22 protein-coding genes are annotated in these 26,989 nt (G+C 64.1%); 12 read left to right on the top strand and 10 right to left on the bottom strand.

Going from position 1 to position 26,989, the window contains the following annotated elements; genetic code table 11:
• Positions 1-230: 230 nt before the first annotated feature.
• Both CSQ92_RS27380 and CSQ92_RS27375 read left to right on the top strand, forming a co-directional pair.
• Positions 231-1,337 (top strand): S-(hydroxymethyl)glutathione dehydrogenase/class III alcohol dehydrogenase, encoded by a 1,107-nt coding sequence (locus CSQ92_RS27380; protein WP_099395913.1) that lies wholly within the window; start codon positions 231-233, stop codon positions 1,335-1,337.
• Between the two features lie 125 nt (positions 1,338-1,462).
• Positions 1,463-1,696, top strand: a complete 234-nt coding sequence (locus CSQ92_RS27375) for a hypothetical protein (RefSeq protein WP_099395912.1) — start codon at positions 1,463-1,465, stop codon at positions 1,694-1,696.
• 12 nt (positions 1,697-1,708) lie between these two features.
• Here CSQ92_RS27375 and CSQ92_RS27370 read toward each other — a convergent pair whose 3' ends face one another.
• Complete coding sequence (locus CSQ92_RS27370; protein ID WP_099395911.1) at positions 1,709-2,713, bottom strand: GlxA family transcriptional regulator; 1,005 nt, start codon at positions 2,711-2,713, stop codon at positions 1,709-1,711.
• Between the two features lie 154 nt (positions 2,714-2,867).
• Between CSQ92_RS27370 and CSQ92_RS27365 the strand changes: the two genes are divergently transcribed.
• The 3 genes from CSQ92_RS27365 (at position 2,868) to CSQ92_RS27355 (ending at position 7,493) form a co-directional block, all read left to right on the top strand.
• Positions 2,868-5,987 carry a polymer-forming cytoskeletal protein gene (locus CSQ92_RS27365; RefSeq protein ID WP_143450444.1) on the top strand — a complete coding sequence of 1,040 codons (3,120 nt, stop codon included), beginning with the start codon at positions 2,868-2,870 and terminating at the stop codon, positions 5,985-5,987.
• 250 nt (positions 5,988-6,237) lie between these two features.
• Positions 6,238-6,936 carry a dienelactone hydrolase family protein gene (locus tag CSQ92_RS27360; protein ID WP_099395909.1) on the top strand — a complete coding sequence of 233 codons (699 nt, stop codon included), beginning with the start codon at positions 6,238-6,240 and terminating at the stop codon, positions 6,934-6,936.
• Between the two features lie 140 nt (positions 6,937-7,076).
• Positions 7,077-7,493 (top strand): SRPBCC family protein, encoded by a 417-nt coding sequence (locus CSQ92_RS27355; RefSeq protein ID WP_092608892.1) that lies wholly within the window; start codon positions 7,077-7,079, stop codon positions 7,491-7,493.
• Positions 7,494-7,584: 91 nt separating this feature from the next.
• Here the strand turns inward: CSQ92_RS27355 and CSQ92_RS27350 are convergent, their stop codons facing one another.
• Complete coding sequence (locus CSQ92_RS27350; RefSeq protein WP_099395908.1) at positions 7,585-9,201, bottom strand: M28 family peptidase; 1,617 nt, start codon at positions 9,199-9,201, stop codon at positions 7,585-7,587.
• A 135-nt stretch (positions 9,202-9,336) separates the two neighbouring features.
• Here CSQ92_RS27350 and CSQ92_RS27345 point away from each other — a divergent pair, with 135 nt between their 5' ends.
• The 3 genes from CSQ92_RS27345 to CSQ92_RS27335 all read left to right on the top strand — a co-directional run bounded on the left by CSQ92_RS27345 (position 9,337) and on the right by CSQ92_RS27335 (position 14,702).
• Complete coding sequence (locus CSQ92_RS27345; RefSeq protein ID WP_099395942.1) at positions 9,337-10,182, top strand: alpha/beta fold hydrolase; 846 nt, start codon at positions 9,337-9,339, stop codon at positions 10,180-10,182.
• Between the two features lie 271 nt (positions 10,183-10,453).
• Positions 10,454-12,610 (top strand): DEAD/DEAH box helicase, encoded by a 2,157-nt coding sequence (locus tag CSQ92_RS27340; RefSeq protein ID WP_071653749.1) that lies wholly within the window; start codon positions 10,454-10,456, stop codon positions 12,608-12,610.
• 436 nt (positions 12,611-13,046) lie between these two features.
• On the top strand, positions 13,047-14,702 hold the full coding sequence (locus tag CSQ92_RS27335; RefSeq protein ID WP_099395907.1) for a methyl-accepting chemotaxis protein: 1,656 nt from the start codon (positions 13,047-13,049) through the stop codon (positions 14,700-14,702).
• A 68-nt stretch (positions 14,703-14,770) separates the two neighbouring features.
• Here the strand turns inward: CSQ92_RS27335 and bamE are convergent, their stop codons facing one another.
• The 5 genes from bamE to CSQ92_RS27310 are packed head-to-tail and all read right to left on the bottom strand — an operon-like array spanning position 14,771 to position 18,208.
• A complete protein-coding gene (bamE, locus tag CSQ92_RS27330) occupies positions 14,771-15,079 on the bottom strand; it encodes an outer membrane protein assembly factor BamE domain-containing protein (protein WP_099389928.1) in 309 nt (102 codons plus the stop codon).
• Positions 15,076-15,864: a hypothetical protein gene (locus CSQ92_RS27325; RefSeq protein ID WP_099395906.1), complete on the bottom strand. Its 789-nt coding sequence runs from the start codon at positions 15,862-15,864 to the stop codon at positions 15,076-15,078. The genes bamE and CSQ92_RS27325 overlap by 4 nt, the downstream gene beginning before the upstream one ends.
• A 48-nt stretch (positions 15,865-15,912) precedes the next feature.
• Complete coding sequence (locus CSQ92_RS27320) at positions 15,913-16,272, bottom strand: nucleotide pyrophosphohydrolase (protein ID WP_099395905.1); 360 nt, start codon at positions 16,270-16,272, stop codon at positions 15,913-15,915.
• On the bottom strand, positions 16,269-16,730 hold the full coding sequence (locus tag CSQ92_RS27315) for a GNAT family N-acetyltransferase (RefSeq protein WP_099395904.1): 462 nt from the start codon (positions 16,728-16,730) through the stop codon (positions 16,269-16,271). Before CSQ92_RS27315 ends, CSQ92_RS27320 begins: the two co-directional genes overlap by 4 nt.
• 35 nt (positions 16,731-16,765) lie before the next feature.
• Positions 16,766-18,208, bottom strand: a complete 1,443-nt coding sequence (locus CSQ92_RS27310) for a cytochrome P450 (protein WP_257219381.1) — start codon at positions 18,206-18,208, stop codon at positions 16,766-16,768.
• A 114-nt stretch (positions 18,209-18,322) separates the two neighbouring features.
• On the opposite strand from CSQ92_RS27310, the gene CSQ92_RS27305 reads away from it, so the two are divergent.
• A complete protein-coding gene (locus CSQ92_RS27305; RefSeq protein ID WP_257219380.1) occupies positions 18,323-19,180 on the top strand; it encodes a helix-turn-helix domain-containing protein in 858 nt (285 codons plus the stop codon).
• A gap of 98 nt (positions 19,181-19,278) precedes the next feature.
• Here the strand turns inward: CSQ92_RS27305 and ilvB are convergent, their stop codons facing one another.
• A complete protein-coding gene (ilvB, locus tag CSQ92_RS27300) occupies positions 19,279-21,030 on the bottom strand; it encodes a biosynthetic-type acetolactate synthase large subunit (RefSeq protein WP_099395902.1) in 1,752 nt (583 codons plus the stop codon).
• Between the two features lie 99 nt (positions 21,031-21,129).
• Here ilvB and CSQ92_RS27295 point away from each other — a divergent pair, with 99 nt between their 5' ends.
• Together CSQ92_RS27295 and CSQ92_RS27290 are read left to right on the top strand one after the other, a co-directional pair.
• Positions 21,130-21,591: an Lrp/AsnC family transcriptional regulator gene (locus CSQ92_RS27295; RefSeq protein WP_034784295.1), complete on the top strand. Its 462-nt coding sequence runs from the start codon at positions 21,130-21,132 to the stop codon at positions 21,589-21,591.
• 93 nt (positions 21,592-21,684) lie between these two features.
• Positions 21,685-24,174 (top strand): TonB-dependent receptor, encoded by a 2,490-nt coding sequence (locus tag CSQ92_RS27290; RefSeq protein WP_099395901.1) that lies wholly within the window; start codon positions 21,685-21,687, stop codon positions 24,172-24,174.
• Here the strand turns inward: CSQ92_RS27290 and CSQ92_RS27285 are convergent.
• Both CSQ92_RS27285 and CSQ92_RS27280 read right to left on the bottom strand, forming a co-directional pair.
• Positions 24,171-24,839: a response regulator gene (locus tag CSQ92_RS27285; protein WP_257219379.1), complete on the bottom strand. Its 669-nt coding sequence runs from the start codon at positions 24,837-24,839 to the stop codon at positions 24,171-24,173. The two genes, CSQ92_RS27290 and CSQ92_RS27285, sit on opposite strands and share 4 nt — an antisense overlap.
• A complete protein-coding gene (locus tag CSQ92_RS27280) occupies positions 24,836-25,744 on the bottom strand; it encodes a histidine kinase (protein ID WP_180277126.1) in 909 nt (302 codons plus the stop codon). Before CSQ92_RS27280 ends, CSQ92_RS27285 begins: the two co-directional genes overlap by 4 nt.
• Positions 25,745-26,173: 429 nt before the next feature.
• Here CSQ92_RS27280 and CSQ92_RS27275 point away from each other — a divergent pair, with 429 nt between their 5' ends.
• Entirely contained in the window at positions 26,174-26,989 is an 816-nt protein-coding gene (locus CSQ92_RS27275) for an NF038120 family PEP-CTERM protein (protein ID WP_034784293.1), read from the top strand.

The raw sequence follows: 26,989 nt of genomic DNA, 5'->3' as shown, positions 1-26,989 counted from the left end.
GCTGCACGGTATGGCGCTAGGTTTGCTGCAAGAATGCGCGTTTTGGCGTCGGCATGATTGAGCTTGCGCAAGCATACCCCGCGTGGCGGCCGCACTTCCGTGCGCTGCTGCACCGTGCGGCGGCATCGGACAAATGCGCCGCGTTTTCAGACAAGCGCGGGTCCAGCGATACCGCCGCGCCCGCAGCCGCCCGATAATGGCGCATCTGAAACCGAGCAGGAATGACACACATGAAAACCAAAGCCGCGATTGCCTGGAAGGCGGGCGCCCCGCTGACCATCGAAGAAGTCGACCTGGCCGGCCCGCGCGCCGGCGAAGTGCTGGTCGAGCTGAAAGCCACGGGCATTTGCCACACCGATTACTACACCCTGTCCGGCGCCGACCCGGAAGGCATCTTCCCCGCCATCCTCGGCCATGAAGGCGCCGGCGTCGTCGTCGACGTGGGCCCGGGCGTGAACACCCTGAAAAAGGATGACCACGTCATTCCCCTGTACACGCCGGAATGCCGCCAGTGCAAGTTCTGCCTGTCGCAAAAGACGAACCTGTGCCAGGCCATCCGTTCCACGCAGGGCCGCGGCCTGATGCCGGACGCCACCAGCCGCTTCTCGCTGAATGGCCAGCCGCTGTTCCACTATATGGGCACGTCGACCTTCTCGAACTACATCGTCGTGCCGGAAATCGCTCTCGCAAAAATCCGCTCCGACGCGCCGTTCGACAAGGTGTGCTACATCGGCTGCGGCGTGACGACGGGCGTGGGCGCCGTGCTGTTCTCGGCGAAGGTCGAGGCGGGCGCCAACGTGGCCGTGTTCGGCCTGGGCGGCATCGGCCTGAACGTGATCCAGGCGGCGAAGATGGTCGGCGCCGACAAGATCATCGGTATCGACATCAACCCGGCGCGCCAGGCCATCGCGCGCAAGTTCGGCATGACGCATTTCATCAATCCGAATGAGGTGGAAAACGTCGTCGACGCCATCGTGCAACTGACGGATGGCGGCGCCGATTACTCGTTTGAATGCGTGGGCAACACGACCCTGATGCGCCAGGCGCTCGAGTGCACGCACAAGGGCTGGGGCAAGTCTTTCATCATCGGCGTGGCGGCGGCCGGCCAGGAAATTTCCACGCGGCCATTCCAACTGGTGACGGGGCGCGAATGGCGCGGTTCGGCCTTCGGCGGTGCGCGGGGGCGCACGGACGTGCCGAAGATCGTCGACTGGTATATGGAAGGCAAGCTCAATATTGACGACCTGATCACGCACCGCCTGAAGCTCGAGGATATCAACCAGGGCTTCGACCTGATGAAAAGCGGCGAATCGATCCGTTCGGTCGTGCTGTATTAAGCGCGCTGGATTGAGCTGAATGTACTCATTGCGCAACACTTGACGGACAGGGCAGGGCGGCAGGCTGTACTTCGCCGCCTGCCCCTGCTAGTGTGAAGACATCCGCCTTGCTTTGGGAGCCGTCCATGTTTGCCACTGCCTACCTCGCGACCTTGCGCCGCATGCTGCCCGTCTTCCTCGGCGCGGCCCTGTCTTCCCTGCTGGCCTTGTGGTGGAGCAATGCCGCCAGCCTCGCCACGCCCGCCATCTGGCTGGCGCTGCTGGCCACGTATCTGCTGTGCGCACTATTGTTTACACCGCTGGCCCGTCAGAGCCGCCAACTGGCCACGCGCCAGGTGCGCCACGGCAAGCCGCGCTGATTCCCGCTGCGCCTAGCGCGCCGTGCTGGAAAAGCGCTCGCGGTAGTCGCGCGGCGTGATGGCGAGTTTCTTTTGAAACAGGCGGCGCAGCCTCTCTTCGCTATGCAAGCCCGCCTGCACGGCCACCTGTTTTAAGGAAGACACATTGTCTTCCAGCAAGCGACGCGCCACTTCGAAGCGGGCCGTGTCGATGAATTCCGTGGGACTGGTGCCCGTTTCGCGCTGAAACACGCGCGTAAAATTGCGCTCGCTCATGGCCAGCCTGGCCGCCAGCAGTGGAATAGTGAGCTCTTCGGCAAGATGTTCCATGATCCAGCCCTGCAACTGGCGGATGGTCGGATGCGTCGTCATCTGGCTCGACAGGTGCACGGAAAACTGCGACTGGCCGCCGGGCCGCTTCAAGTACACCACCAGGTCGCGCGCCACTTCCAGCGCGATATCGCGGCTGAAATCGTCTTCCACCAGGGCCAGCGCCAAATCGATGCCGGCCGTCACGCCGGCCGACGTCCAGAATTTCCCTTCCCGCACGAAAATCGCATCGGCATTGACCTGTATCAATGGATAGCGCTGGCGCAAACTGTCCACGGCGCTCCAGTGCGTGGCCGCGCTCTTGCCGTCGAGCACGCCCGCCTCGGCCAGGAAGAAGCAGCCCGTGCATAGTGCCGCCAGGGTGCCGATGCGGGGTGCCGCTTCGGCTACCCAGGCAGCGAGGGCGGGAATATCCTGCAAGACTTGCTCGACGTGGTGGCAGCCGACGATGACGGCCAAGTCGGGCAGGCGGCTGGCATCGAGCGCCTTGCTGGCGTGTAGCGACATCAGGGTGTCCGATTCGACAGGGCCGATGGCCGTCGAGGCGATGCGCACGTCGTAGCCGCCGGGCAGGTTACGCAGGCGCAAATGGGTGTTGGCGTAGTCAAACACCTTCATGGCGCCGATGGCTTCGAGCGCCTTGAAACCGGGATAGACGATGATGTCGACGGTACGCAGGGGGAATTCTTTGGGGTTTTGCTTGATCATGCGATATGCGCGAGGGGGATAAATACTGCCATAATGCAACAACGGCGATGGCGTAGGTTAGCATGAAATAATCCGCGCGCCCGCTGGCTCCCCACCCATCGGATTCCTGAATATCGTGCGCTTACTCCATCTTTTTGCCGCCCTGACATTGCTGTTGGGCTCATCCCTTGCCCACGCGGTTACGCTCAACTTCAATGGCGGCGCCGTCAACGGCTGCACTCTGCCGGCGTCCAGCAACCAATATACTTGCGCCAGCCTGATCATGGGCAGCACCGACAACGTCGTCATCGCCAGCGGCTATGGCGTGACGGTCAACAGCGATGTGAGCATCGACTACAACCAGGGCTTGAGCATGAGCGGCACGGCGGCCCTGACTGCCAACAAGAATATCGACATCGGCAATGTCAATCCGCCCAACCTGAAGATCACGGGCGGCAGCCTGACGGCCAAGGGCGGCAATTTCAAGGTGGGGTCGCAGGGCGGCACCGTGCTCGTGGCCGATATCTCGGCGGCGTCCGTCTCCCTGGGCGGCACGCCCGTGAAGGTGACGGGCAATATCACGGCCACGGGCAATATCGACATTTCCTCCGGCTCGACGCTGAATGGCGCCATCAGCGGCGGCTCGATCAGCGGCAACTCCAAGGTCACGATCACGGGCAGCGTGAAGGCCAGCGGCAACGTCAGCATCGGCTCCAGCTCGACCATAACGGGACCCGTCAACGGCAGCAGCATCACCACCAGTTCCAGCGTGTCGATCACGGGCGACGTGACGGCTGTCAATGCGTTCAGCCTCGGTTCGGGCAGCAACCTGAATGGCACCACCAAGGCGCCCGTCGTCAGCATCGAGGCAGCGAACAGCCAGGTGCAGGGCGATATCACGGCCAGTACCTCGCTGACAGTCGGTTCGGGCAGCCAGGTGAAGGGCAACCTGACGTCGCCGACCATCGACTTGAAGGCCTCGGGCCTGCTGGTCACGGGCGACGTGAAAGCGTCCAGCTCCCTCAGCATCGCCTCCGGCAATGGCGTGAAGGGCAACGTCGAGGGCGGCAACGTCACGCTGGACTCGTCCAACGCGTATATCACGGGCAATGCGCTGGTCGACCACATCACCCTGGGCTGGCAGGGCCGGGTGCAGCAAACCATCACTTGCAAGGCGTATACGCCATCGAACCCGTGCAGTTGCGTGACGAACAACAGCGGCTGGGCCTTCAATGAACCGATGGGGCCGAAGTGCGGGCCCGGCACGCTGAGCGGACTGCACCATTTCCAGATCGAGCACCCGCTGACGGCGCTTACTTGCCAGGTGCCCACGGTGAAGGTGACGGCCTGCGCGGATGCCAGCTGCAGCGCGGTCTACAAGAATGGCGTGAGCGTTACCGTCAGCCCGGGCGGCGTGCCGACGCAGATCGATACCAGCGGCGTCAACGCCGATGTCACGGTGCGCCAGACCACGGTGGGCATCGCCACCCTGAGCCTGGTCAGCACGCCCGCCACGACGGGCGCGCTGGTGTGCAAGAGCGGCGGCAACACGAGCAATTGCCAGATCAGCTTTCTTTCCAGCGGCTTCCAGGTAAGCGGCGTTCCGCGCTACGCCGAGGACGTGGCCGTACTGGAAATCAGCGCCTTGCAGACCTCGTCCGGCAACAGGGACGTGTGCGTGCCCATGTTCGCCAGCCAGACCAAGGACTTGAACCTCAGTTGCGGGTACAGCAATCCGGACAAGGGAACATTGCCTGCGCGTATCTTTGACAGTACCAAAAATAGTTATGTTGCCCTGGCGGCCAGCGACCAGAGCAGTTGCAGCGGGTCGAGCACCAAGGTGACGGTGACGTTCGGCGCCGACGGCGTAGCCAAGCCGAACATGCTGTATGCCGATGCGGGAGCGCTGCTTCTGACAGCCTCCTACAAGCCGGACAGCGGCAGCGACAAAGGTTTGGACATGAACGGCAGCGGTACGGTCGTCGTGGCGCCGAAGAAATTTCTGTTCACGAAGCTGGCGCCGACGCAGCGCGCGGGCCTGGCGGCAGCGCCCCTCGTGGCGGGGGCGACCATCACGTTATCGGCCGTCAATGCGCTCGATGCCGTGACGAAGAACTTTGGCAACGAAAGCGGTGTCGCTGTGCAAAAAGTCGTGCTCGACCGTAATCTGCAGGCGCCGCTCTACACAAGCGCAGTCAATCCGCAGGTCAGCGGCGATCTCGATTTCGTGAAGAAAGGGGGCGTCATCGTGGCGCCGCCGCTGGTCTGGCCCGAAGTGGGCAAGATCAATTTCACGGCCGCGCTGCAAAACGGATATCTGGGCAGCAGCTTGACGTCGCCGGGACCGAGCGACACCGTGCTCTTTTACCCGCACCACTTTGTGACGGAACTGGTCATCAAGCAAGTGGACATCGGGGGGGGCGTGAAGATGCCGTTTCCTTTCCCGTGCAGCGCGCCGCTCGTGTGCGCCGGTGACCGTGCCGTGTATTCGCGCCAGCCCTTTGATCTGACCATCCGCGCCCAGACGGCCGCTGGCAATGAGACGAAGAACTTCGACGCCAGGAATGACGGCATCAACACGACGCAGGTGTCGCTGGTCCCCTATGACGCTGCCACGGGGAAGAACAGCTATCCGCCCACGGCCCCATCGGGCAGCACGCTGACGGATGGGGCAAAAGCAGCTGCGGCCGTGGCGGGCGTGCCGGTCACCAGTTTTACCAATGGCCTTGCCACGCGTACCATCGCCTACAGCTTCCCCGCCGCCTATGCCGTGCCCAAGGAGCCGACCGCACTGGCATCGCCGACGGGGCTGCTGCTGCGCGCGACGTATGCCTATCCGGCTGCCGGCAATGTGAGCTCGGCGCCGGCCGATGGCATGGAAGCGCAACTGACCGTGCTCACGGGCCGCCTGATGGTGCCGCATGACTACGGTTCCGAGCGCTATCCCGTACGTCTGGCGGTGCAGGCGCAGTACTGGGATGGCAAGACCTGGGTTACCAGCCTGCTGGACAGCATCAGTGCGTTCGACAACACGCTGGTGGTGTTTGCCAATTGCAAGAAAACCCTGGTGTGCAAGGATTTTGCATTCCCCGTTGGCACTACTATTACTTATACGTTCGACAAGGGAATCTTGCCGCCGAATAGACGCCTGATCCTGGCGGCGCCCGGCGTCGGCAAGAGCGGCAGCGTCGATGTTTCCGTGCCCGGCATTGCATACCTGCCCAGCACCGTGGGCACCGTCGTCTTTGGCGTCTTCAAGTCGGGTCCCGTGATTTACCTGCGCGAGATGTATTAAGAGCCTGTCCCAGTAGATGAATACATCCTCCGCTGTCGCCCCTCAGAAGCGGGGACTGCGTTGATCGTCTTCGCGTGGCTTGCCACGCGTCCTCCTCACGCCTTGTCCGCGCTCCGGATGAACTGCCAGCAGAGGACGCTCACTAATGGGATAGGCTCCAAGCCTGGACAAAGGGCGGGCGCAGAAAGAGGTAAAAACCAGTAACATGCCTGGCTGTGGCATTCCCCCCAACCTCAGACTGGAGTTTTCTATGAGCACAACATCGCAGTGGATCGATATCGCCGGCCCGGACGGCAGCTTCCAGGCTTACCTGGCCGTGCCGCACGTGGGCAAGGGCCCCGCCATCATCCTGTTGCAGGAAATTTTCGGCGTCAACGAGCACATCCGCGCCGTGGCCGACCAGTACGCGGCCGATGGCTACGTGGTGCTGGTGCCCGACCTGTTCTGGCGCGCCGGCGCGCACATCGAGCTGGGCTATGACGCGGACGGCTGGAAGCGCGCCGTCGAACTGATGCAGGCTACCGACAATCCGCATGCCGACGCCGATATCGCCGCCACCATCGCCGTCCTGCGCGCGCGGCCGGAAGTGACGGGCAAGCTGGCTTCCGTCGGCTACTGCTTCGGCGGCCGGCTGTCGTTCCAGGCGGCCGCGGCCGGTCTGGTTGATGTTGCCATCGCCTATTACGGCGGCGGCATCCAGAACAAGCTGGACCTGGCTGACCGGATCCAGGTGCCGCTGCTCATGCATTTCGGCGGCCAGGACAGCCATATCCCGCCGGAAGCCGTGCAAAAGATCGCCGAGCGCTTCGAAGACCGGCAAGACGTGGAAATCCATATCTACCCGGGCGCCGAGCACGGTTTCAATTGCACCCACCGCGACAGCTACCAGCAGCGCGCCGCTGCCCAGGCACATGGCAATTCCTTGATTTTCCTGGCAGAAAATCTGTAAGACTGCCTCGCCAGGCTGGCCTGTTGCTATTTTCCGCCCAGCAGCAACGCCGCATGGGCGTTAAAATAGCGGCTGTGCCGGGCAACTCCGGCCGGCCGGGCACGGCGCCCGGCAAACCTGGATGAGGAACCGAATTAAAGATGGCCCAAGTAATTGTTTCTGTAACATTGGCGGCAAGCGCCGAACGCGTGTGGGATTTTATCGGCGGCTTCCAGTCGCTGGCTGAATGGTCTAGCTCGATCAAGACCAGCCTGTCCGAGCACGGCGGCCGCGTGCGCCGCCTGAAAACCACGGACGGCGCCATCATCGCCGAACGCCTGCAAAGCTACAGCGAAGCGGACAAGAGCTACAGCTACACCATCGTTTCGGGTCCGATCCCCGTCAAGAACTACCGTTCTACTTTGCGCGTCACAGGCGAACCGGGCGGCGCTTCCTGCGTGGCGCAATGGTCGAGCGAGTTCGACGCGGCCGAAGGCGTGGAAGAAGTCATGACAGGCGCGTTTCAACATTTGTACGAAACCGCGTTCGTGGACCTGAAACGCATCATGGCAATTTGATTTGCCGGGGCTAACGGCAAATACTGGGGGCAGACCCTGAGGGTCTGACCCCGGCCTTTTTTGCTTTGCGGGTTAGTTCACCGCTATCTGCTTATCGTTTTACTTTTCCAAACGCCTCGCCCTTGTTCCATGTAGGCAAATTCTTGTCATTCGCCACTTCATAGCCCAGATTCAGGGTGAACTGCGCCTGCTGCACCATGCCCGACAGGTCCCATGACGGGTTGTACTCGTCTGTCACCTGGTGGTAATCCTTTTTAAAGGCGACCAGGCGCTCGCTCGATGCTTTCGGGTCCTTGACGAAATCGAAAGAACCATCGCCGGAGAACACGGCCGAGCCCACGTTGAAAGCGGGTACGCCGGCCTTGGCGAAGGCAAAATGGTCGGCCCGGTAAAAGGCGCCGGACAGGTCGGGTATCGTTGGCGCCAGACGCAAGCCCATGCGCTTGGCGACCTTGGCGGCACTCGCGTACAGGCTGCTGCGCTCGGCGCCGGCCACGCCGATGTCGCGCGTCTTGCCAACGAAGTTCATGCTGTCGAGGTTCAGGTCGGCTGCCGTCTTGGCCAGTGGCCACAGGGGCTTGCGCGTATAGGCCGTGCTGCCCAGCATGCCCGTTTCTTCGCCAGCCGGCCACAGGAAGATCTGCGTGCGGCGCGCCGGTTGTTTCACGGCCACTTGCGCCATGGCCAGCAGGGCCGCCGCGCCCGAAGCGTTGTCGATGGCGCCGTTGTAGATATGGTCGCTTTGTCCGGCGCGTTGGCTGCCTTCGTCATCCTTGCCCAGGTGGTCCCAGTGGGCCGAGTAGATCACGGCTTCGTCCTTGAGTTTCGGGTCCGTGCCCGGCACGATGCCTGCCACGTTGAATTGCTCGATGCTGCGGATCTGGCTGTTCAATTGCACCTTGACCGTGGCGTTCAGGGCCACGGGGCGGAACTCGCGCGTTTCCGCCTGCGCGCGCAAGGCGTCCAGGTCCTGTCCGCCGGCCTGGAACAGCGCGCGCGCCAGGTCTTCCTGCAGCCAGCCTTCCATGGCATTGCCCGCGCCGGCCAGGTTGAAGCGCTCATGGCCGAAACCGTTGGCCGGCACCGACCACGGGTACGAGGCCGATGCCGTCGTGTGGATCAGCAGCACACCGGCCGCGCCCTGGCGCAGCGCTTCCTCGTACTTGTAGACCCAGCGGCCGTACCAGGTCAGCGACTTGCCGGCAAAGCGGTTGGGTTCGGCTGCTGTCGGTTGCGGGTCGTTGACCATCATGATGACGAGCTTGCCTTTCAGGTCGACGCCCTTGAAATCGTCCCAGCGTTCCTCTGGCGCGCGGATGCCGTAGCCGGCGAACACGACGGGCGCGTCGAACGCCACTTTTTCCTGGCCATTCGCCGCGCCGAAGACGATGTCCTGGCCGAAGGCGGGAGACAAGGTCTTGCCGCCCGCGCTGAAAGTGACCTTGCTCGATGGCAAGGCCTTGCTGCCGACGATGGTCAGCGCCTGGCGGTATGTGCCGTCCGGCAAGGGTTGCAAGCCGGCCACGGCTGCCTGGGTTTCCAGGTAGCGCACAGCCAGGTCGCCGCCGCGCTGGCCTGTGCCGCGTCCTTCGAGCAAATCGTCGGCCAGGAAGGACAGGTGGGCGCGCAGGGGCGCTTCGGTAACGAGCGGTTGGGCGAGGGCGGCCGTGCTGAACAGGCTGGCGGCGAGGACGAAGGGAAAACGCATGGCAACTCCAAAAGTGAATACGGGAAAACAAAGCAGCGGCAATCTTACTCTACCGCAATGCTCTGGCGTAGCGCGCGGCGCGCGCAAGGCGATTGCGGCCACAATGGCTGCTGGTCCACCGACAAGGAGCGTTCCATGACTAGCCCTGACTTGCAATCGAGCAATACCCTGCGTACCGCCGACGGCACCCTGATCTACTACAAGGACTGGGGCAGCGGCCCGCCCGTCGTCTTCAGCCACGGCTGGCCATTGTCGTCCGACGCGTGGGAAGACCAGATGCTTTATCTTGCCTCGCGCGGCTACCGCGTCATCGCGCACGACCGGCGCGGCCATGGCCGCTCCAGCCAGCCGTTCGACGGCAACGACATGGATACCTATGCCGACGACCTGGCCGCCTTGCTCGCCGCACTGGATTTGACGGGCGCCACCCTCGTGGGCCACTCGACGGGCGGCGGCGAAGTGGCGCGCTACATCGGCCGCCATGGCACGCAGCGCCTGGCCGGCGCCGTGCTGGTGGGCGCCGTGCCGCCGCTGATGCTGCAAACGGCGGAGAACCCGCTGGGCTTGCCGCTATCCGTTTTTGATGACATCCGCGCCGGCGTGCAAGCCGACCGCAGCCAGTTTTTCCGCGACTTGAGCGAGGCCTTCTATGGCTACAACCGGCCCGGCGCCACCCCGTCGCAGGGTGTGCGCGACAGTTTCTGGCGGCAAGGCATGCAGGCCGGCATGCCGGCCGCCTACCTGTGCATCAAGCAATTTTCCGAGACGGATTTCACCAGCGACCTGGCCAGATTCGACGTGCCGACCCTGGTGATCCATGGCGATGACGACCAGATCGTGCCGATCGCCGCCTCGGCGCGGCGCACTGCCGAGCTCATCATCGGCAGCAAATTGCTCGTGTATGCGGGCGCGCCGCATGGCCTGGCGACGACGCACAAGGACCGGCTGAACGAGGACTTGCTGGAGTTCTTGCGCACCTGAAACGGGGCGGGCGCCATCGTCTCGAGGCGCCCGCCGTTGTTGTTGACGCGTGGAACCGGCGCAGGTTGCAGATTGTTGTGTATCGTTTAATGTTGGCAAAATCACGCGCCAATTGCGTGCGGATCGCCGATTTTTCTGGCTTTTTTACGTAGATATGGCGCAAAAAACGGCGTTCTGAGGCATGCGGCCACCCGGTAAGGTCCAGTAAAGAGTAAACTAGCAGATACACTCTTTCGCATTGGGCGATTCGAGCGAACTTGTGAGTGATTTCATGTCTGATACACCAATTTCCTTATTTTCCGACCTTAACCTGAGCGAGCCGCTGATTCGCGCGCTCAAGGATGTCGGTTACGAAACACCGTCGCCTATCCAGGCGGCCACGATTCCATTATTGCTCGCGAACCGCGACGTGCTGGGCCAGGCGCAAACAGGCACGGGTAAAACCGCCGCCTTCGCCTTGCCGATCCTGTCGCGCATCGATCTGAAACAAAGCTCACCCCAAGCCCTGGTCCTGGCACCGACGCGCGAACTGGCCATCCAGGTCGCCGAAGCGTTCCAGGTGTATGCCGCCCACATCCCCGGCTTCCACGTGCTGCCGATCTACGGCGGCCAAAGCTACGGTCCGCAACTGTCGGCCCTGCGCCGCGGCGTGCACGTCGTCGTCGGCACCCCAGGCCGTGTCATCGATCACCTGGACAAGGGTTCGCTCGACCTGTCCAAACTGAAGACCCTGGTGCTGGACGAAGCCGATGAAATGCTGCGCATGGGCTTTATCGACGATGTCGAACGCATCTTGCAAGAAACGCCGGAAGGCCATCAAACGGCCCTGTTCTCGGCCACCATGCCTTCCGTCATCAAGCGCATCGCCACGACCTACCTGGTGAACCCGGCCGAAGTGACGGTTGCCGCCAAGACGGGCACGGCTGATAACATCCGCCAGCGCTACTGGCTGGTGTCGGGCATGCACAAGCTCGACGCGCTGACCCGCATCCTGGAAGCGGAAGCGTTTGACGGCATGATCATCTTCGCCCGCACCAAGCTGGGCACGGAAGAGCTGGCCGGCAAGCTGCAAGCGCGTGGCTTCTCGGCTGCCGCCATCAATGGCGACATTCAGCAAGCCCAGCGCGAGCGCACGATCCAGCAGTTGAAAGACGGCAAGATCGACATCCTCGTGGCAACCGACGTGGCCGCCCGCGGCCTGGACGTCGAGCGCATCAGCCACGTCGTCAACTACGACGTGCCGCACGATCCGGAAAGCTACACCCACCGCATTGGCCGCACGGGCCGCGCCGGCCGCAGCGGCGAAGCGATCCTGTTCATCACGCCACGTGAAAAGAACCTGTTGAAAGCCATCGAACGCTCGACCCGCCAGCCTATCGGCATGCTGGAACTGCCGACGATCCAGGCCGTCAACGACGTGCGTATCGCCAAGTTCAAGGAACAGATCAGCGAAACCCTGGCCCTGGGCGAACTGGAACAGTTCCAGTCGCTGATCGAAGACTTCGAACGCGAACAGAACATTCCCGCCATCGAAATCGCCGCCGCCCTGGCGAAGATGGCGCGTGGCAATGTGCCTCTGCTGCTGGACAAGAACAAGGCGCGCGAGCAAGCCACGTGGCAAGACGACCGTCCCGTGCGCCAAGACCGCTTCGAACGCAACGACCGTCCGGAACGGGGCGACCGCTTCGACCGTAACGAGCGCAGCGACCGTGGCGAACGCCCGGCCTTCCCGAAAAAGGAACGCATCCAGCGTCCGGCCGACGCCGGCATGCAGACCTTCCGCATCGAAGTCGGTCATCAGCATGGCGTGAAGCCGGGCAATATCGTGGGCGCCATCGCCAACGAAGCGGGCATCGATTCGAAAAACATCGGCCGCATCGAAATCTATGACGATTACAGCGTCCTGGACTTGCCAGACAGCATGCCGAAAGAATTGCTGGACCAACTGAAAACCGTGTGGGTGGCGGGCCAGCAGCTGCGCATCAGCCGCGACGGCGACGCACCGGATCTGGCGCCGCCAGCCGCGCCGCGCAAGCCGTTTGCCGCCAAGTCCGCGCCAGCGTTCAAGGATGCGCCAGCGGACGCGGGCGAAGTTGCCCCGCGCGCGCCGAAGAAGGAACGTCCACGCCCAGGCGTGACGGCCTACCGCATCGAAGTGGGCCGCGAGCACGCTGTGACGCCAAGCAACATCGTCGGCGCCATCGCCAACGAAGCGAACCTGGAAGCCAAGCATATTGGCCGTATCGATATCTTTGACAACTACAGCGTGCTGGACCTGCCGGAAGGCATGCCGCCGGAAATCCTCGACCACCTGAAATCGGTCGTGGTCTCGGGCCAGAAACTGCGCATCAGTCTTGACGATGGCACGACGGAGCGCAAGCCTGCGCCACCGCGTCCGAAGTCGCCACCCCGTAAAACGTACAAGTAAGCCATTCCCACGGGCGCTCCGGCGCCTGTGTCGCGGATTGGAGACAGTTCCCCCACTGGCGCATTCGCGCCAGTTTTTATTTTCCCTCAAGAAATGAACATGGTTGCCGCGTTATGGTTGGCAACTGGCGCCGCCATGTGCGGGTAATTGGCATGCCCCTCTGCGCATTTTTATCGGCACAAACAGCGTATTTATCGGCTGGTGCATCGATACATAATTTTTTATTAATTATTTTGTATGCGCGCAATTTAAATTTTACATTCAATAAAATCAATCAAGTTGAATCAAAGTAAATTCTAAAACATAAATGAATTGGCTTTTATTAAATTATTTGACTGGCGTCACTGTCGCCGAGGCGATATATCATGGGTGCTTGATGTGGTATATTGTTTTTATGTTTTTGTTATGCTAGTTGAAAAAAAATAGAGGAGCGACGATGCGGGTCAATACACCTATCACGCAAAATGAATACGTATTAAATGAAGGCATGACGATTGTTTCCACCACGGATTTACAGGGAAACATCAATTACGCCAATCAGTATTTCATTGAAGTCAGCGGTTTTTCAGAAATGGAATTGCTGGGTGCGCCACAGAATATCTTGCGTCATCCCGATATGCCGGCCGAAGCGTTTGCCGACCTGTGGGACACCATCAAGACGGGCATGCCATGGACCGGCATGGTCAAGAACCGCTGCAAGAATGGCGATTTCTACTGGGTCTTCGCCAATATCACGCCCGTCATCGAAAACGGCCGCCCGATCGGCTATATGTCCGTGCGCACCAAGCCCACGCGCGAGCAGATCAATGAAGCGGCAGCCCTGTATAAAAGTTTCAAGGACGGCAATAGTGCCAACCTGGCGATCCGCAATGGCCGCGTCGTGCGCCAGGGCTGGGCCGCCAGGCTGGCCGAGTGGCGCAAGCTGAGCCTGTCGCAAGACCTGGCCCTGCATTGCATCGTGTTTGGCGTGGTGCTGGCCATCCTTGGCTGCGCCGTGTGGAATATCGACGGCGATACGAGCACGGCCACGCGCAGCTGGCTCAGCGGCGCCGCCGCCGCGGCCGTGGCGCTGATGCTGTATTTCTGGGCCCATCTGCACAATTCCCTCGTTGCACCGCTGGGCGACGCCATCACCGTGGCGCGCAAGATGGCGGGTGGCGACTTGACGGGCGTCATCGACAAGGTGCGCGACGATGACATGGGGCAATTGATGGCGGCCTTGCGCCAGACCAACATCAACCTGCACAGCATCATCGGCGACGTGCGCGCGAACTTCGAGGATATCCGCATTACCACGGCGGAGATCGCCACGGGCAATATGGACCTGTCCAGCCGCACGGAATCGCAGGCGTCCAGCCTGGAGCAGACGGCAGCGAGCATGGAAGAGCTGACTTCCACGGTGCAAAACAGCGCCGACCACGTGGCCACGGCCAATGACCTGGCGGCGCAGGCGTCGACCGTCGCGGCCAAGGGCGGCACCATCGTCAGCGAAGTGGTCACCACGATGGACGAAATCAGCACGTCGTCGCGCAAGATTCTCGACATCATCGGCCTCATCGACGGCATTGCCTTCCAGACGAATATCCTCGCCTTGAACGCGGCCGTGGAAGCGGCGCGCGCGGGCGAGCATGGCCGCGGCTTCGCCGTCGTGGCCGGTGAAGTGCGCAGCCTGGCGCAGCGCTCGGCGACGGCCGCAAAAGAGGTGAAAAACCTGATCGACCATTCGATCGCCACCGTGAACGCGGGCAGCGTGCTGACCAGCAATGCGGGCGCCACCATGACGGAAGTGATCGCCTCGGTGGCCCGCGTGACGGAAGTGATGGACGAGATTTCCTCCACCACGCGCGAGCAGAACCAGGGCATCGGGCAAGTCAACCAGGCCGTCATCCACATGGATGGCATCACGCAGCAGAATGCGGCGCTGGTGGAGCAGGCGGCCGCCGCCGCCACCAACCTGGCGCAGCGCACCGACAGCGTGGCCCAGTCGATCGGCATCTTCAAATTGAAGGCGTCGCCCAAGCGCAAGGCCACGGGCGTGGGGCGCAGCGCCAGCGTGGGCATGGCGACGCGGGCCTTGCTGAAAGCACGCTAATTACCCCAACGGCGAAAGACCGGGGTCGTACCCTCAGGGTACGACCCCGGTTTGTTTTTTGGGTAGTTTTACTTCTTCACCCGGTACACCTCGCCGCTGCGCACCTTCCGCACCACCCCATCCCCGCCAAACAGAATCACATATTCTCCCTGCGCGCCCGAGGCGGCCGGGTAGGTGTACATCCACACTTCATTGCCGCTGTCGAAACGGATGGACGTGCTGTCTCCCAGCGCGGCGCGCACCTGTTCGCGCGTGCTGCTGCCCGGCTGCACCGTTTGCTCCAGCGTTGCGTAAGGCACATTCTTGCTTGCCTGCAAGGCGCGCGTGCCGGAGCAGGCGGCCAGCAGCGCCAGCGCGAAGACACTGAGCCACTTCATGGCGCCACCTCGTCCATATAAGTAAATTCCAGCAAGGTATCGTCGGGCCAGCTGGCATGCCACAGGGGCGCGTAATACGTGCGGTCAAGCAGCACCTGGCAATCGCAATAGGGCAGCGAGGCGGGCGTTTGCTCGCCGCCCGCATACAGCATGGTGAACGGCAGGGCCAGGCGGCGCTCGCCATGCACGAGGGTGACGCCGAACAGGGGGCGGTCCGTGAAAAACAGATAGTTGCCGTCCGGCTCGGAACACACCTTGTCCGTGCTGTAGAGCATGCTGGACAGCCAGGCGATGATTTGCGGATCGTTCGAGATCAGGCCGGAATCCATGCCGGCGCGGCATTCCAGGCGCAAGTCGCCCAGGCGCCGCGTGCCGGGTGGCAAGCCGGGCGTGATCACTTGCGCGCGCCAGCTCATGGTGGTGGCCTTGCGGTTGGCGATCAGCACGGCGTCTTCGCGCGCCGCTTGCGCATGGCGCACGGGGGCAAAGCTGTTGTCCTCGGCCAGGGGCAAGGGGATGCTGACGGTGTCGCCGGCGATGCGCAGCTGCACGCCCGTCATGTCCACGCCGGGCTGGCGCGGCAGCAAGCGAAAGCGCAGTACGGCCTGTGGCGCCAGCGCATGGTCGCGCTCGAAGCGGTCCACGCCCTGCAGCATCTTGCGATACGATTTATCGACAGGGTCGCGCGTGGCGTCCACTTTGACTTGCGGCACGGGCGCGGTTTGCGCCAGGGCAACCGGGCCAGTGAGCAGGCAGGCAAGCAGCAGGGAAAGAGGGATACGCATGGCCCGATGCTACGCCTTTTTGCGCATCAGCCACGCACGGATGACGGATCAGTATTCGCTGTATTTGCGCGCATCGCCGCGCACCTGCTGCGCCGGGTATTTCTGCGCGTTCAGTTCCATCTTTTCCAGCACGGCCCCATGCAGGTCGACGCCGCTCTTGTCGGCCAGCCGCACCAGATACATCAGCACGTCGGCCAGTTCGTGGCGGATGCCCGTGCGCTTCGCTTCGTCCAGTTCCGCGTCCGCCCCCGTGGGCAGCCACTGGTAGTGTTCCACCAGTTCCGCCACTTCCACGGACAGGGCCATGGCCAGGTTTTTCGGCGTGTGGAATTGCTCCCAGTCGCGTTCGTCGGCAAAGGCGCGCAGGCGCGCGCGAATGTCGAGCAAGCTGTCGCTGGGCGCGCTCATGCCGCCACCTGCAGCGTTTTTTCCATGAAGACACTGAATGGATCGTCGGGATAGTCGCCGTACGGTCCGCGCCGCTGGTAGCCGTGGCGCGCGTACAGGGCGATGGCTTCTGGCTGGTGGATGCCCGTCTCCAAGGTCAGCAAGCGGCAGCCGCGCGCCAGCGCCTGTTCTTCCAGCAGGGCCAGCAGGCGCTTGGCCAGGCCCAGGCCGCGGCTGTCCGGGTGTACGTACATGCGCTTGACCTCGCCGAAAGCGGGCGTGACGACGATGGCGCCGCAGGCGCGCGCCGCACCGGCCGCATCGCGGGCGACGGCAAACAGCAGGGTCTCCGGCGGCACCGACGCCAAGTCCAGCGAGTAGACGCACTCGGCCGGGTACAGGGTCTTTTGATAGGCATCAAGCTCGGCGATCAGGGTTTGCACATCGGCTTGCTGTGGCGATTCCAGGCGGATAGTCATGAGGGGGGCGAATGAATGGGACTTCCCCCATGGTATCACTGCGGCTGCGCCAGGCGCATGGTCAGGCCGATGGGCGACATCACAAAACCCATCAGTTCCTGCGCCTCGCCGCCATCGGGCGTATCGACGCCGGCGATATCGAAGCTGCCCAGCAGCATGGCCATGGCGATCTTGATTTCCAGCAAGGCCAGGTAGCGGCCCGGGCACGTGCGCAAGCCGGCGCCGAACGGCATCGAGGCGCGCTTGTTGTTCGCCTCGCCGCCTTCGGCCAGCCAGCGTTCGGGCTGGAAGGCCCGGGCATCGGGAAAGTGCGCATCGGATACCGTGTCGTGGCGCATCACGCACCACACGAGGGTGCCGGCCGGCACGGCGATGTCGGCGATGACCGTGTCGCGCAGCGCCTCGACGGGCAGGAAGGGCGCCACCGGTTTCAAGCGCATGGCTTCGCTGGCGCAGGCGCCCAGGTAGTCGAGGCTATCCATCTGCTCGATCGTGAAGTGCGCCACGTCGGGCGCCAGGCGCCGCACTTCCTCGCGCGCCCGCGCCAGGGTGTGCGGATTGCATTGCAGCATGTAGATGATCCAGGAAATCGTGTTGGCCGTCGTGTCTTCACCGGCCAGCAGCATGGTCAGCACATTGCCGGCCACGTTGCGGTCCGTCACGCCGCTGCCTTCCAGGTCGGCGGCGGCGATCATGGCTTCGAGCAGGTTGGGCGGGTGTTCGCGGCGCGCCGGGTCGTGCGCCATGCGCGTGCGCGCCTGCTGTACCAGGTCGGCCACGGCGGCGGAAAGGGCCGCCACGTCGCGGTCCAGGCGGCGGTCGACGGGCAGCTTGACATAGCGCCAGTACGGGAACATGGACAGGCTGCGCCGCGCCACGGCGGGCAGGACGGCGTCCATGTGGCGCTGGATCACGTCCTCGCCCGATTCGAGCGTGTTGACTTCCGTGCCGAAGGCCAGGCCGGCGATGATGTCGACCGTGTAGCGTTTCAGGTCGCCGTCCAGGTCGATCGCCTGGCCTTGCGTGGCGGCAAGATGCCAGCGCCGCTGCAAGCGCTGGGCCACCGTCACCAGCGCGGGGAAATAGGCCTTGATGGCGCCGGGCGCCATGCCGGCCATGACCATGCGGCGCTGGTTGCGCCATTCCGTGCCCTCGGCCAGGAACAGGCCGGGGATGCCGCCCATTTCCTCGGACACGATGGAGCTGCTCAGGGGGCGGCGAAAACCGTCGGGCCGGTCGCGCAGCACGGCACCGACGGCCTCGCTGTCGGCCACCACCAGCACCAGGGTACGGCCGAACCAGGCGCGCATGTAGGGGCCGTAGCGCCGCACCCACGCTTCCACGTCGCGGTGGATGCGCGTGAGCTTGAGTTGCAGGCTGTTGCCGACGATGGGCAGGGCGAAGGGTCCCGGCAAGCGGCGGATCTGGCGCAGCGGCCGGGCAATGTCGGGTGCGGCGGCGTGGTCGAGTGGCGGCATGGCAAGCTCCTGTTTCAGTGGGAACGATGGCATGACTGTAGCGCGCTTGCGCGCCCGCGTCTTGAACGAATACGACATCGTGCGCGGCCAGAAATTGCCGGTACAATCGTCGCCATGCCTGCCGCCCCTATGCCCCTGACCCGTTTGATCGCGCCGCGCACCGCGCTCGCTTCCTGCGTGCGCGCCTTCCTCGTGCGCGACACCACGGGCTGCGCGCCCCTGCCGCCGGCGCAGCGCCTGAACCGCTTTCCCGCCGCGCCCATGTGCAGCATCATCTGGACCGTCGCCGGCGATGTGGAAGCGGCCGCGCCGGGCCTGTCGCTGCCGGACGTGCGCATGCCGCTCGCGCTGTTCGGCGGACCCCGCTCGTATCCGCTGGTCAGCTACAACCCCGGTCCCGTGCGTTCGTTTGTCGTGATGTTTTATCCGGCCGCGCTGCATGCGTTGACGGGCGTGTCGATGGATGCCTTGCTGGACCAGTTTCGCCCGCTCGACGCGCTGTTCGATGCCGACTGGCAGGCCCTGTCCGACGCCGTGCTGGCGGCGCCGGACGACGAGGCCCGCGTCAGGCTGGTGGAAGATTTTCTCGCGCCGCGCTGGCAACTGGCGCGCAAGAGCGGCGACCATCCGGCCGGCGCCGTGCAGGACTGGGTGCGCCGCCTGGGCGTGCAGGCGGCATCGACGGGCCTGGCCAGCAGCGCGCGCAATGTCGAGCGCCGCATCAAGGCCTGGGCCGGCCAGCCCATGCGCACCCTGCGCCGCATGCGCCGCGCGGAACAGCTGTTTCTCGACGAGCGCGGCGCCATCCTGCAAGGCACGGCGTCCTGGTCCGACGTCGCCGCCAGCGGCGGTTACGCCGACCAGGCCCATTTCTGCCGCGAGACGCGCGAAATCACGGGTTTGAGCCCCACCGAGCTGGTGCGGGCCATGCGCGACGATGAAAGTTACTGGATTTACAGAATCTGGAATTGAGGGCGTAGGTCGGATTAGCGAGGCCTGGTCTCGCGTAATCCGACAACATTGTTGCAAGACGCTGGTGTCGGATTACGCGGCTACGCCGCTAATCCGACCTACCGCTCGCTGTACACCTTGCCCTTGGATAGGGTCACTTCATGGTGCCCCGCGCCGGGCGCCATCATGGGGAAGCAGTTTTCCGCGCCATGCACGCGCACGTCGAGGAAGTAGGGGCCGCTGGATTCCAGGCAGGCCGCCAGCGCCGCGTCGAGCTCCTCGCGCCGGCTCACCGTCTGTGCCTGCCAGCCGAAGGCGCGCGCCAGGGCGACGAAATCGGGCAGCGCCTCCGTGTAGCTGTGGCTGTAGCGCTCGCCGTGGTGCAGTTCCTGCCACTGGCGCACCATGCCCATGTAGCCATTGTTCGATAACACCACTTTCACGGGCAGGCGGTGCTGCACGGCCGTGGCCAGCTCCTGGATATTCATCAGAATCGACGCATCGCCGCTGACGCACACCACGCGCTTGCCGGGATGGGCGATCTGCGCGCCGATGGCGGCCGGCAAGCCATAGCCCATGGTGCCGGCGCCGCCCGAGGTGAGCCAGAGGCGCGGCTGCTCTAAGCGCAAGTGCTGCGCCGCCCACATCTGGTGCTGGCCCACGTCGGTGGCGACGATGGCGTCGACGCTGTCCAGCGCCGCCTGCAGCCGGCGCATCAGCGCCTGCGGCGCGATCACTTCCGGCGTGTCGTCGAACGCCAGCGAGTCTTGCGCGCGCCAGCCGTCGATGCGTTGCCACCACGGCTGGCGGTCGGCCAGCAGGCGGCCGCGCAGCTGCGCCAGCAATGCCGCCAGCACGGGCGCGCAATCGCCGCGCAGGGCCACGTCGGCGCGCACCACCTTGCCGATCGACGCCGGGTCGATATCGACGTGGATGATTTTCGCGCCGGGACAAAAGGCGTCGAGCCGCCCCGTGACCCGGTCGTCGAAGCGGGCGCCGACGCAGACGATCAAATCCGCATGATGCATGGCCAGGTTGGCTTCCAGGGTGCCGTGCATGCCCAGCATGCCGAGGAAGGCCGGGTGCGAGGCGGGAAAGGCGCCCAGGCCCAGCAGGGTCAAGGTGCACGGCGCAGCCGCCAGTTTCACCAGCTGGCCGAACGCGGCGCAGGCATCCAGGCCGGAGTTGATAAGCCCGCCGCCGCCATAGAATACGGGCTGGCGCGCACCGGCGATCAGGCTGGCGGCTTGCTCGATATCAGCCGCGCCGGGCAGGGGGGCCGGGACGGCGGCGACGGACGGCAGCGGCGTGCCGGCCGCGACCCGCGCCAACTGCATATCCTTGGGAAAATCGATCAGCACGGGACCGGGCCGGCCCTGCGTGGCCTGCGCGTACGCTTCCTGCACCACGCCAGCCGTCTCGTCAGCCGCGCGGATTTGCCGGTTCCACTTGGTGACGGGGCGCGAAATGCCCAGCGCGTCGCATTCCTGGAAGGCGTTCGTGCCGATGCTGGTGGTGGCCACCTGGCCGCTGATGCAGATGAGGGGAATCGAATCGCACAGGGCGTCAAGCAAGCCCGTGGTGGTGTTGCTCATGCCGGGGCCGGACGTGACGAAGACGACGCCGGGCCGGCCCGTGCTGCGCGCATAACCTTCGGCCGCATGCACGGCTGCCTGTTCGTGGCGCACCAGCACGTGGCGCAAGCGGGGCTGCGCGTGCAGCGCATCGTACAAGGGCAGCACGGCGCCGCCCGGGTAGCCGAAGACAGTGTCGACGCCCAGGGCCAGCAGGGTGTCGATCAGGACGCTGGCGCCGTTGCGCGGCGCAGTATCGGTGGCGGGAGCGAGGAGGGAAGTGGGATCGGGTTTCATGTGTCTATTTTCTGCTTGCCCCGACAGAAAAGGCTGCTGGTTTTCTCGTATAGAATGCATTCTTCAGCAAAATTTGCTGTTAAATAAGGATATGACAGAATGAAGCTGGATAAATTCGACCTAGCCATCCTGACGGCCCTGCAACAGGATGCCCGCATCAGCTTGCACGAGCTGAGCGCCAAGGTGGGCCTGACCTCGTCGCCATGCTGGGCGCGCATCAAGCGCATGGAAGACGATGGCGTCATCGAAGGCTATACGGTGAACGTCAACGCGGCCAAGGTGGGGCTGGCCGACACCGTCATCGTGCAAGTCACGCTGGACGACCATTCCGACCAGGCCCTGTTCGAATTCGGCCACGCGCTGGCCATGATCCCGGAAGTGCTGGAAGCGTTTCTCGTCTCGGGTGACTACGATTACTATTTGCGCATTGCCGTCAGCGACACGCGCGACTATGAACGCCTGCTGCGCGAGCGCCTGTATAAAATTCCCGGCATCCGCCACAGCAAATCGAGTTTCGTGTTGCGCCAGCTTAAACAGAGCTACCTGCCCTTGCAACGCTAGTTCCCCCGCACGGCGGGAGTTTTTCCCTAGTTCCCCGATGGTGGCTGTCCGATACTGGACGCAATAAAAACCACGATAAAACTGGGGATACGCATGAAACTGACTTTATTGGCTGCCGCTGCCATGGCGCTGTGCCAGGCGCAGGCCGCCGACCTTGCCGCTGACGCCAGCCTGGCCACCTCGGGTGACTTGCCCACCGTCATCATCACGGGCAGCATGCCGCTGCCCACCGTGGAGCAGCCGCGCGATGCGCTGGCCGCGCCCGTGCAGACGGCCAGCGCGCAGCAGATCGCCCGCAGCGGCGCGCTCGATATTTCCGCTTTCCTGCGCCGCAACCTGGGCAGCGTGGTTGTCAACGAGGTGCAGAACAACCCGTTCCAGCCCGACGTCAGCTACCGCGGCTACACGGCTTCGCCCCTGCTGGGCACGCCGCAGGGGCTCTCCGTGTATCTGGACGGCATGCGGCTGAACCAGCCGTTTGGCGACGTCGTCAGCTGGGACTTGATCCCGCGCATGGCCATCGCATCGCTGACCCTGATGCCGGGCTCGAATCCCCTGTTCGGCTTGAATACCCTGGGCGGCGCGCTGGCCCTGCAGACCAAGGATGGCAGGAGCAGTCCCGGCACCGCCATCGAGGCGCGCCTGGGTTCCGATAAACGGCGCGCCGTCGAGGTCGAGCATGGCGGCAGCAATGCGCAAGGCTGGCACTGGTATGTGACGGGCAACCGCTTCAAGGAAGACGGCTGGCGCGACGATTCGCCGTCCGACGTGCGCCAGGCGTTTGGCAAGCTGGGCTGGAGCGATGCGCGCACGGACATCGCCGTTACCGTGGCCCACGCGGACAATGCGCTGACGGGCAACGGCTTGCAGGAACAGCGCCTGCTGGCGCGCGACTACCGCAGCGTCTACACCAAGCCGGATGTGACGCAAAACAGGTCGACCCTGCTGAATCTGACGGGCAAGCACCAGGCCGGCGCTGCCTTGCTCTTGTCCGGCAATGTGTACTACCGCAAGATCGACACGCACACGTTTAACGGCGACCTGAACGACGAGTCGCTCGACCAGTCCCTCTACCAGCCCGGCGCGGCCGAGCGGGCGACCCTGGCGGCGGCCGGCTACACGGGCTTTCCCGCCAGCGGGGCGAATGCATCCAACACGCCATTCCCCAAATGGCGCTGCATCGCCAACGTGCTGCTGAATGATGAGCCGGCCGAAAAGTGCAATGGCATGCTCAACCGCAGCCATACGCGGCAGGAAAACTATGGGTTTTCCGGCCAGTTCACCGCGCTGGCCGACGTGGCGGGAGCACGCCATGCCGTCACTGCCGGTGCCGCCTACGACACGAGCCACGCCACCTTCCGCCAGACGAGCCAGTTTGGCTATCTGAATCCCGACCGCAGCATCACGCCCGTCGACTTCTTTGCCGACGGCACGCAGATCGACGACGACGGCACGCCGGTCGACAACCGCGTCGACTTGAGCGGGCGCATGCGCACGTGGAGCGTTTATGCGAGCGACAGCATGGCGTTCAATCAAGACCTGACCCTGACCATCTCCGGCCGCTACAACCGCAGCACGGTGCGCAACCGCGATGCCATCACGCCCGGTGGCGGCAGCGGCTCGCTCGATGGCGACCATCGTTTCAGCCGCTTCAATCCCGCCATCGGCCTCGCCTATACGCCGGCCGGAGGTACCGGCGCGTATCTCGGCTACAACGAAGGCAGCCGCACGCCGACGGCCATCGAACTTGGTTGCGCCGACCCGGAAAACCCATGCCGCCTGCCCAACGCCATGGCCGGCGACCCGCCATTGAAACAGGTGGTGACGAAGACGTGGGAGGCGGGCGTACGCGGCCAGTGGCGCGACGTGGCCCGCTGGAGCGCGGGCGTGTTCCGCGCGGAAAACCATGACGATATCCTGTTCGTCGCCGACAACCAGGCCGGTTTCGGCTATTTCAAGAATTTCGGCAAGACGCGCCACCAGGGCGTGGAGCTGGCGGTCGACGGCAAGGCGGGCGCGCTGGACTTCGGCGTCAATTACACGTGGCTGCAGGCGACCTACCAAAGCCGGGAAACCGTCAACGGCAGCGCCAACAGCAGCAGCGACGCGGAGGCGCCCGGCCTGGAAGGCAATATCGCCATCACGCCGGGTAACCGGATTCCCCTGACACCGAGCCATATCCTGAAGGCGCACGTGGATTATCAGGGCGGGCGCGACTGGACGGTGGGCCTGGCCATGACGGCCGTCTCCAGCGCGTATGCGCGCGGCAATGAAAACAACCAGCACCAGGCGGGCGGTCCATCGTACTTGGGCGCGGGCAAGAGCGGCGGCTATGCCGTGGTCGAGCTGAACGGCAAGTACCAGCTGACGCCCCGGCTCAGCGTGTTTGCCCAGGTGAATAATCTGTTCGATCGGAAATATGCGACAGCGGCCCAGCTGGGCGCGACGGGTTTCGATGCCAGCGGCAATTTTGCCGCCCGGCCATTGCCCGCCGTGAACGGTGAGTATCCGATGGTCAATGCCACGTTTTATGCGGCCGGCGCGCCGCGCAGCGTGAACGTGGGCCTGCGCTACGCGTTTTAAGGGTGGACCTGCTCAATGACGCCATTGCGCAGCGCAAGGTGGACGAGGGCGGCGGGGCCGGACACGTCGAGCTTTTCCTTGATGCAGGTCTGGTGGTTGGCCACCGTCTTGCTGCTCACGTGCAGCAGGCGGGCGCAGTCGGCGGCGCTGCGGCCTTTGGCCAGCAGGCGGAAGATTTCGAATTCGCGCTGGCTCAGGCTGCTCAAGCGCTGCGCTTCCATGCGGGCCGTGCCTTGCAGCACGCCCGGTGTGCTGTGCGGGTCCAGGTAGCGCCGGCCCGCGTGGGCGGCGCGCACGGCGTCGACCAGGTGTTCCGGGTCGGCCTGCTTGCTGACGAAGCCGCAGGCGCCGCCATCGAGCGCGCGCGCGATCAGCTGCGGCGTGTCGTGCATGGTAAACACCAGCACGCGGGCGCCGGCATCGCGGGCGAGCAGCTTGCGCAGCAATTCCAGGCCGCCGATGCCGGGCATGGACAAGTCCGTCACGCACACGTCGGGCGCGTGCTCCAGGTGCAAGGCATACGCCGTTTCGCCATTGCCCGCCTCGGCCACGACGGCGATGTCGCCGCCCTGTTCCAGCAGGCGGCGGTAGCCCGTGCGCACCACCGGGTGGTCGTCCACCAGCATCACGCGGATCGGCCGTATGCTGCCGTGCATGGCGCTCATGCCGCGCACCGTGCCGCCAGGGCCACTTCGATGCGCAAGCCCTTGCCCAGCGCGCTGATCCAGCGGATATGGCCGCGCAAGCCGGCCACGCGCTCGCGCATGCCCAGCATGCCGTAACCGGATTCCTGCTGCATGTCCTGGCGCAAGCCCCGGCCATTGTCTTCGATGGCCAGGTGCAGCACCCCGCGCGCATCGGCGCGCAATTCCACCGTGGCCTGGTCGGCACCCGCGTGGCGCGCCACGTTCGTCAAGCCTTCCTGCACCAGGCGGTAGATGGCGGTGGCGGTGCTGTCGTCGAGGCCGGCGGGGATGGCGTGCGCCGCGAAATGGCAGGCGATGCCGTGCTGCTGGGCCCAGCTGTCGCACAGCGCCTGCAGGGCCGCTTCCAAGCCCAGGCTGTCGAGCACGGGCGGGCGCAGCCGGCGCAGCATGGTGCGCACCATCGCATGCAGCGCTTCCGAGGAGCGGGCGATGCTGGCGGCGCAGGCCTGCACGTTGGCCTGGTCGCCATCGCGCGCGCGCAGGATGTGGCTGGCGGCGGCGCGGATGGCCGTGCAGTCTTGTCCCACTTCATCGTGCAGCTCGCGCGCCAGCGCGCAACGCTCCTCTTCCTGCGCGCGCAGCAGGCGCTGCGTGAGGGCGCGGTTTTGCGCCAGCAGCAGCGCCACCTGGCGTCCGCGCCGCACGGCAAAGCCGGCCAGCGCCAGCACCAGCAGCAACAGGCTCAGGACCAGTTCATCGAGTTGCCAGTGTTCCTGGCGCCAGAGCGCGCGCGTCAGCCGTTCGGCCAGGTCCAGCCTGGCGGCCAGCAGGAAAAAAGCCAGCACCAGCGTGCCGCACGCGATGATGCGCCGGGCCGGCAGCGTGCCTGAGCGGCCGCTGCCGGCCAGTTGGTAGTGTTCCATGATGCTGCTCCCTGAGCACGGTCGATCTCTTTGTTGTGCAAGCTTCATGCCATCGCTGCAGGGGCTGTGGCCGGGCGCGTGGCGGGAGAGACAAGTGTTCCAGGATGGAACAGGTGTACCGCGATGTGACGGGACGATGACGGTGCGGCAGGCGCGGTTTTCGAGCTTATCTGAAGTCGGACCGGCATGCTGGCGCGCACGTCTGCAGTGCGCAGCATTGTTGTTCCAATGTAACGTTGAGATTGCTCAAGCTTTCATAGATAAAACAAAACAAAGTTTCGCGGAGCTAGATAAAAAATAAATAAATGATATTAAAAATATGTTATTTGTTTTATGCGATTTGCTATATTTGTTGACACTTTTGTGAAAAAGCTGAAAGCGGGCGCCAGACCTGCCGACCTATCTATCCACAACAAACAAGGGAATAGAATGAATCGTTCATCACATGCGCGGGTATCGCCCGCCACCGCCAATCCGCCCGCTACCCGCGGTCGCGCCACCATCCTGGCCGCGCTGGCCACCTTGTCCGTGCTGGCCTCGGCGCCGGCCATGGCCGATGTCCTGACCTTCGATAACTTGCGCCCCGACGTGTATGCCAGCGGCCAGACGCTCAATACGTCGAGCTACAACCTGCTGTTCCTGGCCGATCCGACCACGGCGGCCGGCGGCGGCGTCAGCGGCGTGGGCGCCATCCTCGATGGCCGCGTGGGCTCGTCGTGCGATATCGCCGCCTGCCCGCAGGGCGCCACCGGCAATTACCTGGCCATCCTCAACGATGGCGGCGTGAATTTTTCGCGTGCCGACCGCCAGGCGTTCAGCCTGGCCGGTTTCGATTATTCCTTCATCGCGCCCGTATCCGGCTTGCCCAACATGAATTGGGGCCAGTTGCAGCTGAGCGGCACCCTGAGCAACGGCCAGGTGATCAGTACCTCGCTGGCGTTCCCAGGCCAGGGCGGCGATGGCAATTACCATTTCCAGGGCGCTTCCCTGCTGGGCGGCTTCAGCAACTACGCGTTTACGGGCCTGACCTTCAACGCGTGCATTTTCAATGACACTGGCGCGTGCAGCAATTCCATCGATTTCCCAGCCTTTAACCAGGGCCAGTTTGCGCTCGACAACATCAACATCAGCGCCGTGCCGGAACCGTCGACCTACATGCTGATGCTGGTCGGCCTGGGCGCCATCGGCATGCTGTCGCGCCGCCGCACCGGCAAGTTCGCAGCGTTCACCGTGCAAGGAGCGTGA

It is taken from the genome of Janthinobacterium sp. BJB446, assembly GCF_002735655.1.
Taxonomy (GTDB): domain Bacteria; phylum Pseudomonadota; class Gammaproteobacteria; order Burkholderiales; family Burkholderiaceae_D; genus Janthinobacterium; species Janthinobacterium lividum.
This window is presented reverse-complemented; position numbering and strand designations above follow the sequence as displayed.

What these genes read in the sequence shown, in the direction of transcription:
- CSQ92_RS27345 (WP_099395942.1), top strand. Translation starts at nt 9,337, where the DNA reads ATGACTAGCCCTGACTTGCAATCGAGCAATACCCTGCGTACCGCCGAC.
- CSQ92_RS27305 (WP_257219380.1), top strand. Translation starts at nt 18,323, where the DNA reads ATGCCTGCCGCCCCTATGCCCCTGACCCGTTTGATCGCGCCGCGCACC.
- CSQ92_RS27290 (WP_099395901.1), top strand. Translation starts at nt 21,685, where the DNA reads ATGAAACTGACTTTATTGGCTGCCGCTGCCATGGCGCTGTGCCAGGCG.
- CSQ92_RS27340 (WP_071653749.1), top strand. Translation starts at nt 10,454, where the DNA reads ATGTCTGATACACCAATTTCCTTATTTTCCGACCTTAACCTGAGCGAG.
- bamE (WP_099389928.1), bottom strand. Translation starts at nt 15,079, where the DNA reads ATGAAGTGGCTCAGTGTCTTCGCGCTGGCGCTGCTGGCCGCCTGCTCC.
- CSQ92_RS27310 (WP_257219381.1), bottom strand. Translation starts at nt 18,208, where the DNA reads ATGCCGCCACTCGACCACGCCGCCGCACCCGACATTGCCCGGCCGCTG.
- CSQ92_RS27280 (WP_180277126.1), bottom strand. Translation starts at nt 25,744, where the DNA reads ATGGAACACTACCAACTGGCCGGCAGCGGCCGCTCAGGCACGCTGCCG.
- CSQ92_RS27285 (WP_257219379.1), bottom strand. Translation starts at nt 24,839, where the DNA reads ATGAGCGCCATGCACGGCAGCATACGGCCGATCCGCGTGATGCTGGTG.
- CSQ92_RS27350 (WP_099395908.1), bottom strand. Translation starts at nt 9,201, where the DNA reads ATGCGTTTTCCCTTCGTCCTCGCCGCCAGCCTGTTCAGCACGGCCGCC.
- CSQ92_RS27375 (WP_099395912.1), top strand. Translation starts at nt 1,463, where the DNA reads ATGTTTGCCACTGCCTACCTCGCGACCTTGCGCCGCATGCTGCCCGTC.
- CSQ92_RS27360 (WP_099395909.1), top strand. Translation starts at nt 6,238, where the DNA reads ATGAGCACAACATCGCAGTGGATCGATATCGCCGGCCCGGACGGCAGC.
- CSQ92_RS27355 (WP_092608892.1), top strand. Translation starts at nt 7,077, where the DNA reads ATGGCCCAAGTAATTGTTTCTGTAACATTGGCGGCAAGCGCCGAACGC.
- CSQ92_RS27380 (WP_099395913.1), top strand. Translation starts at nt 231, where the DNA reads ATGAAAACCAAAGCCGCGATTGCCTGGAAGGCGGGCGCCCCGCTGACC.
- CSQ92_RS27320 (WP_099395905.1), bottom strand. Translation starts at nt 16,272, where the DNA reads ATGAGCGCGCCCAGCGACAGCTTGCTCGACATTCGCGCGCGCCTGCGC.
- CSQ92_RS27295 (WP_034784295.1), top strand. Translation starts at nt 21,130, where the DNA reads ATGAAGCTGGATAAATTCGACCTAGCCATCCTGACGGCCCTGCAACAG.
- CSQ92_RS27370 (WP_099395911.1), bottom strand. Translation starts at nt 2,713, where the DNA reads ATGATCAAGCAAAACCCCAAAGAATTCCCCCTGCGTACCGTCGACATC.
- CSQ92_RS27335 (WP_099395907.1), top strand. Translation starts at nt 13,047, where the DNA reads ATGCGGGTCAATACACCTATCACGCAAAATGAATACGTATTAAATGAA.
- CSQ92_RS27325 (WP_099395906.1), bottom strand. Translation starts at nt 15,864, where the DNA reads ATGCGTATCCCTCTTTCCCTGCTGCTTGCCTGCCTGCTCACTGGCCCG.
- ilvB (WP_099395902.1), bottom strand. Translation starts at nt 21,030, where the DNA reads ATGAAACCCGATCCCACTTCCCTCCTCGCTCCCGCCACCGATACTGCG.
- CSQ92_RS27275 (WP_034784293.1), top strand. Translation starts at nt 26,174, where the DNA reads ATGAATCGTTCATCACATGCGCGGGTATCGCCCGCCACCGCCAATCCG.
- CSQ92_RS27315 (WP_099395904.1), bottom strand. Translation starts at nt 16,730, where the DNA reads ATGACTATCCGCCTGGAATCGCCACAGCAAGCCGATGTGCAAACCCTG.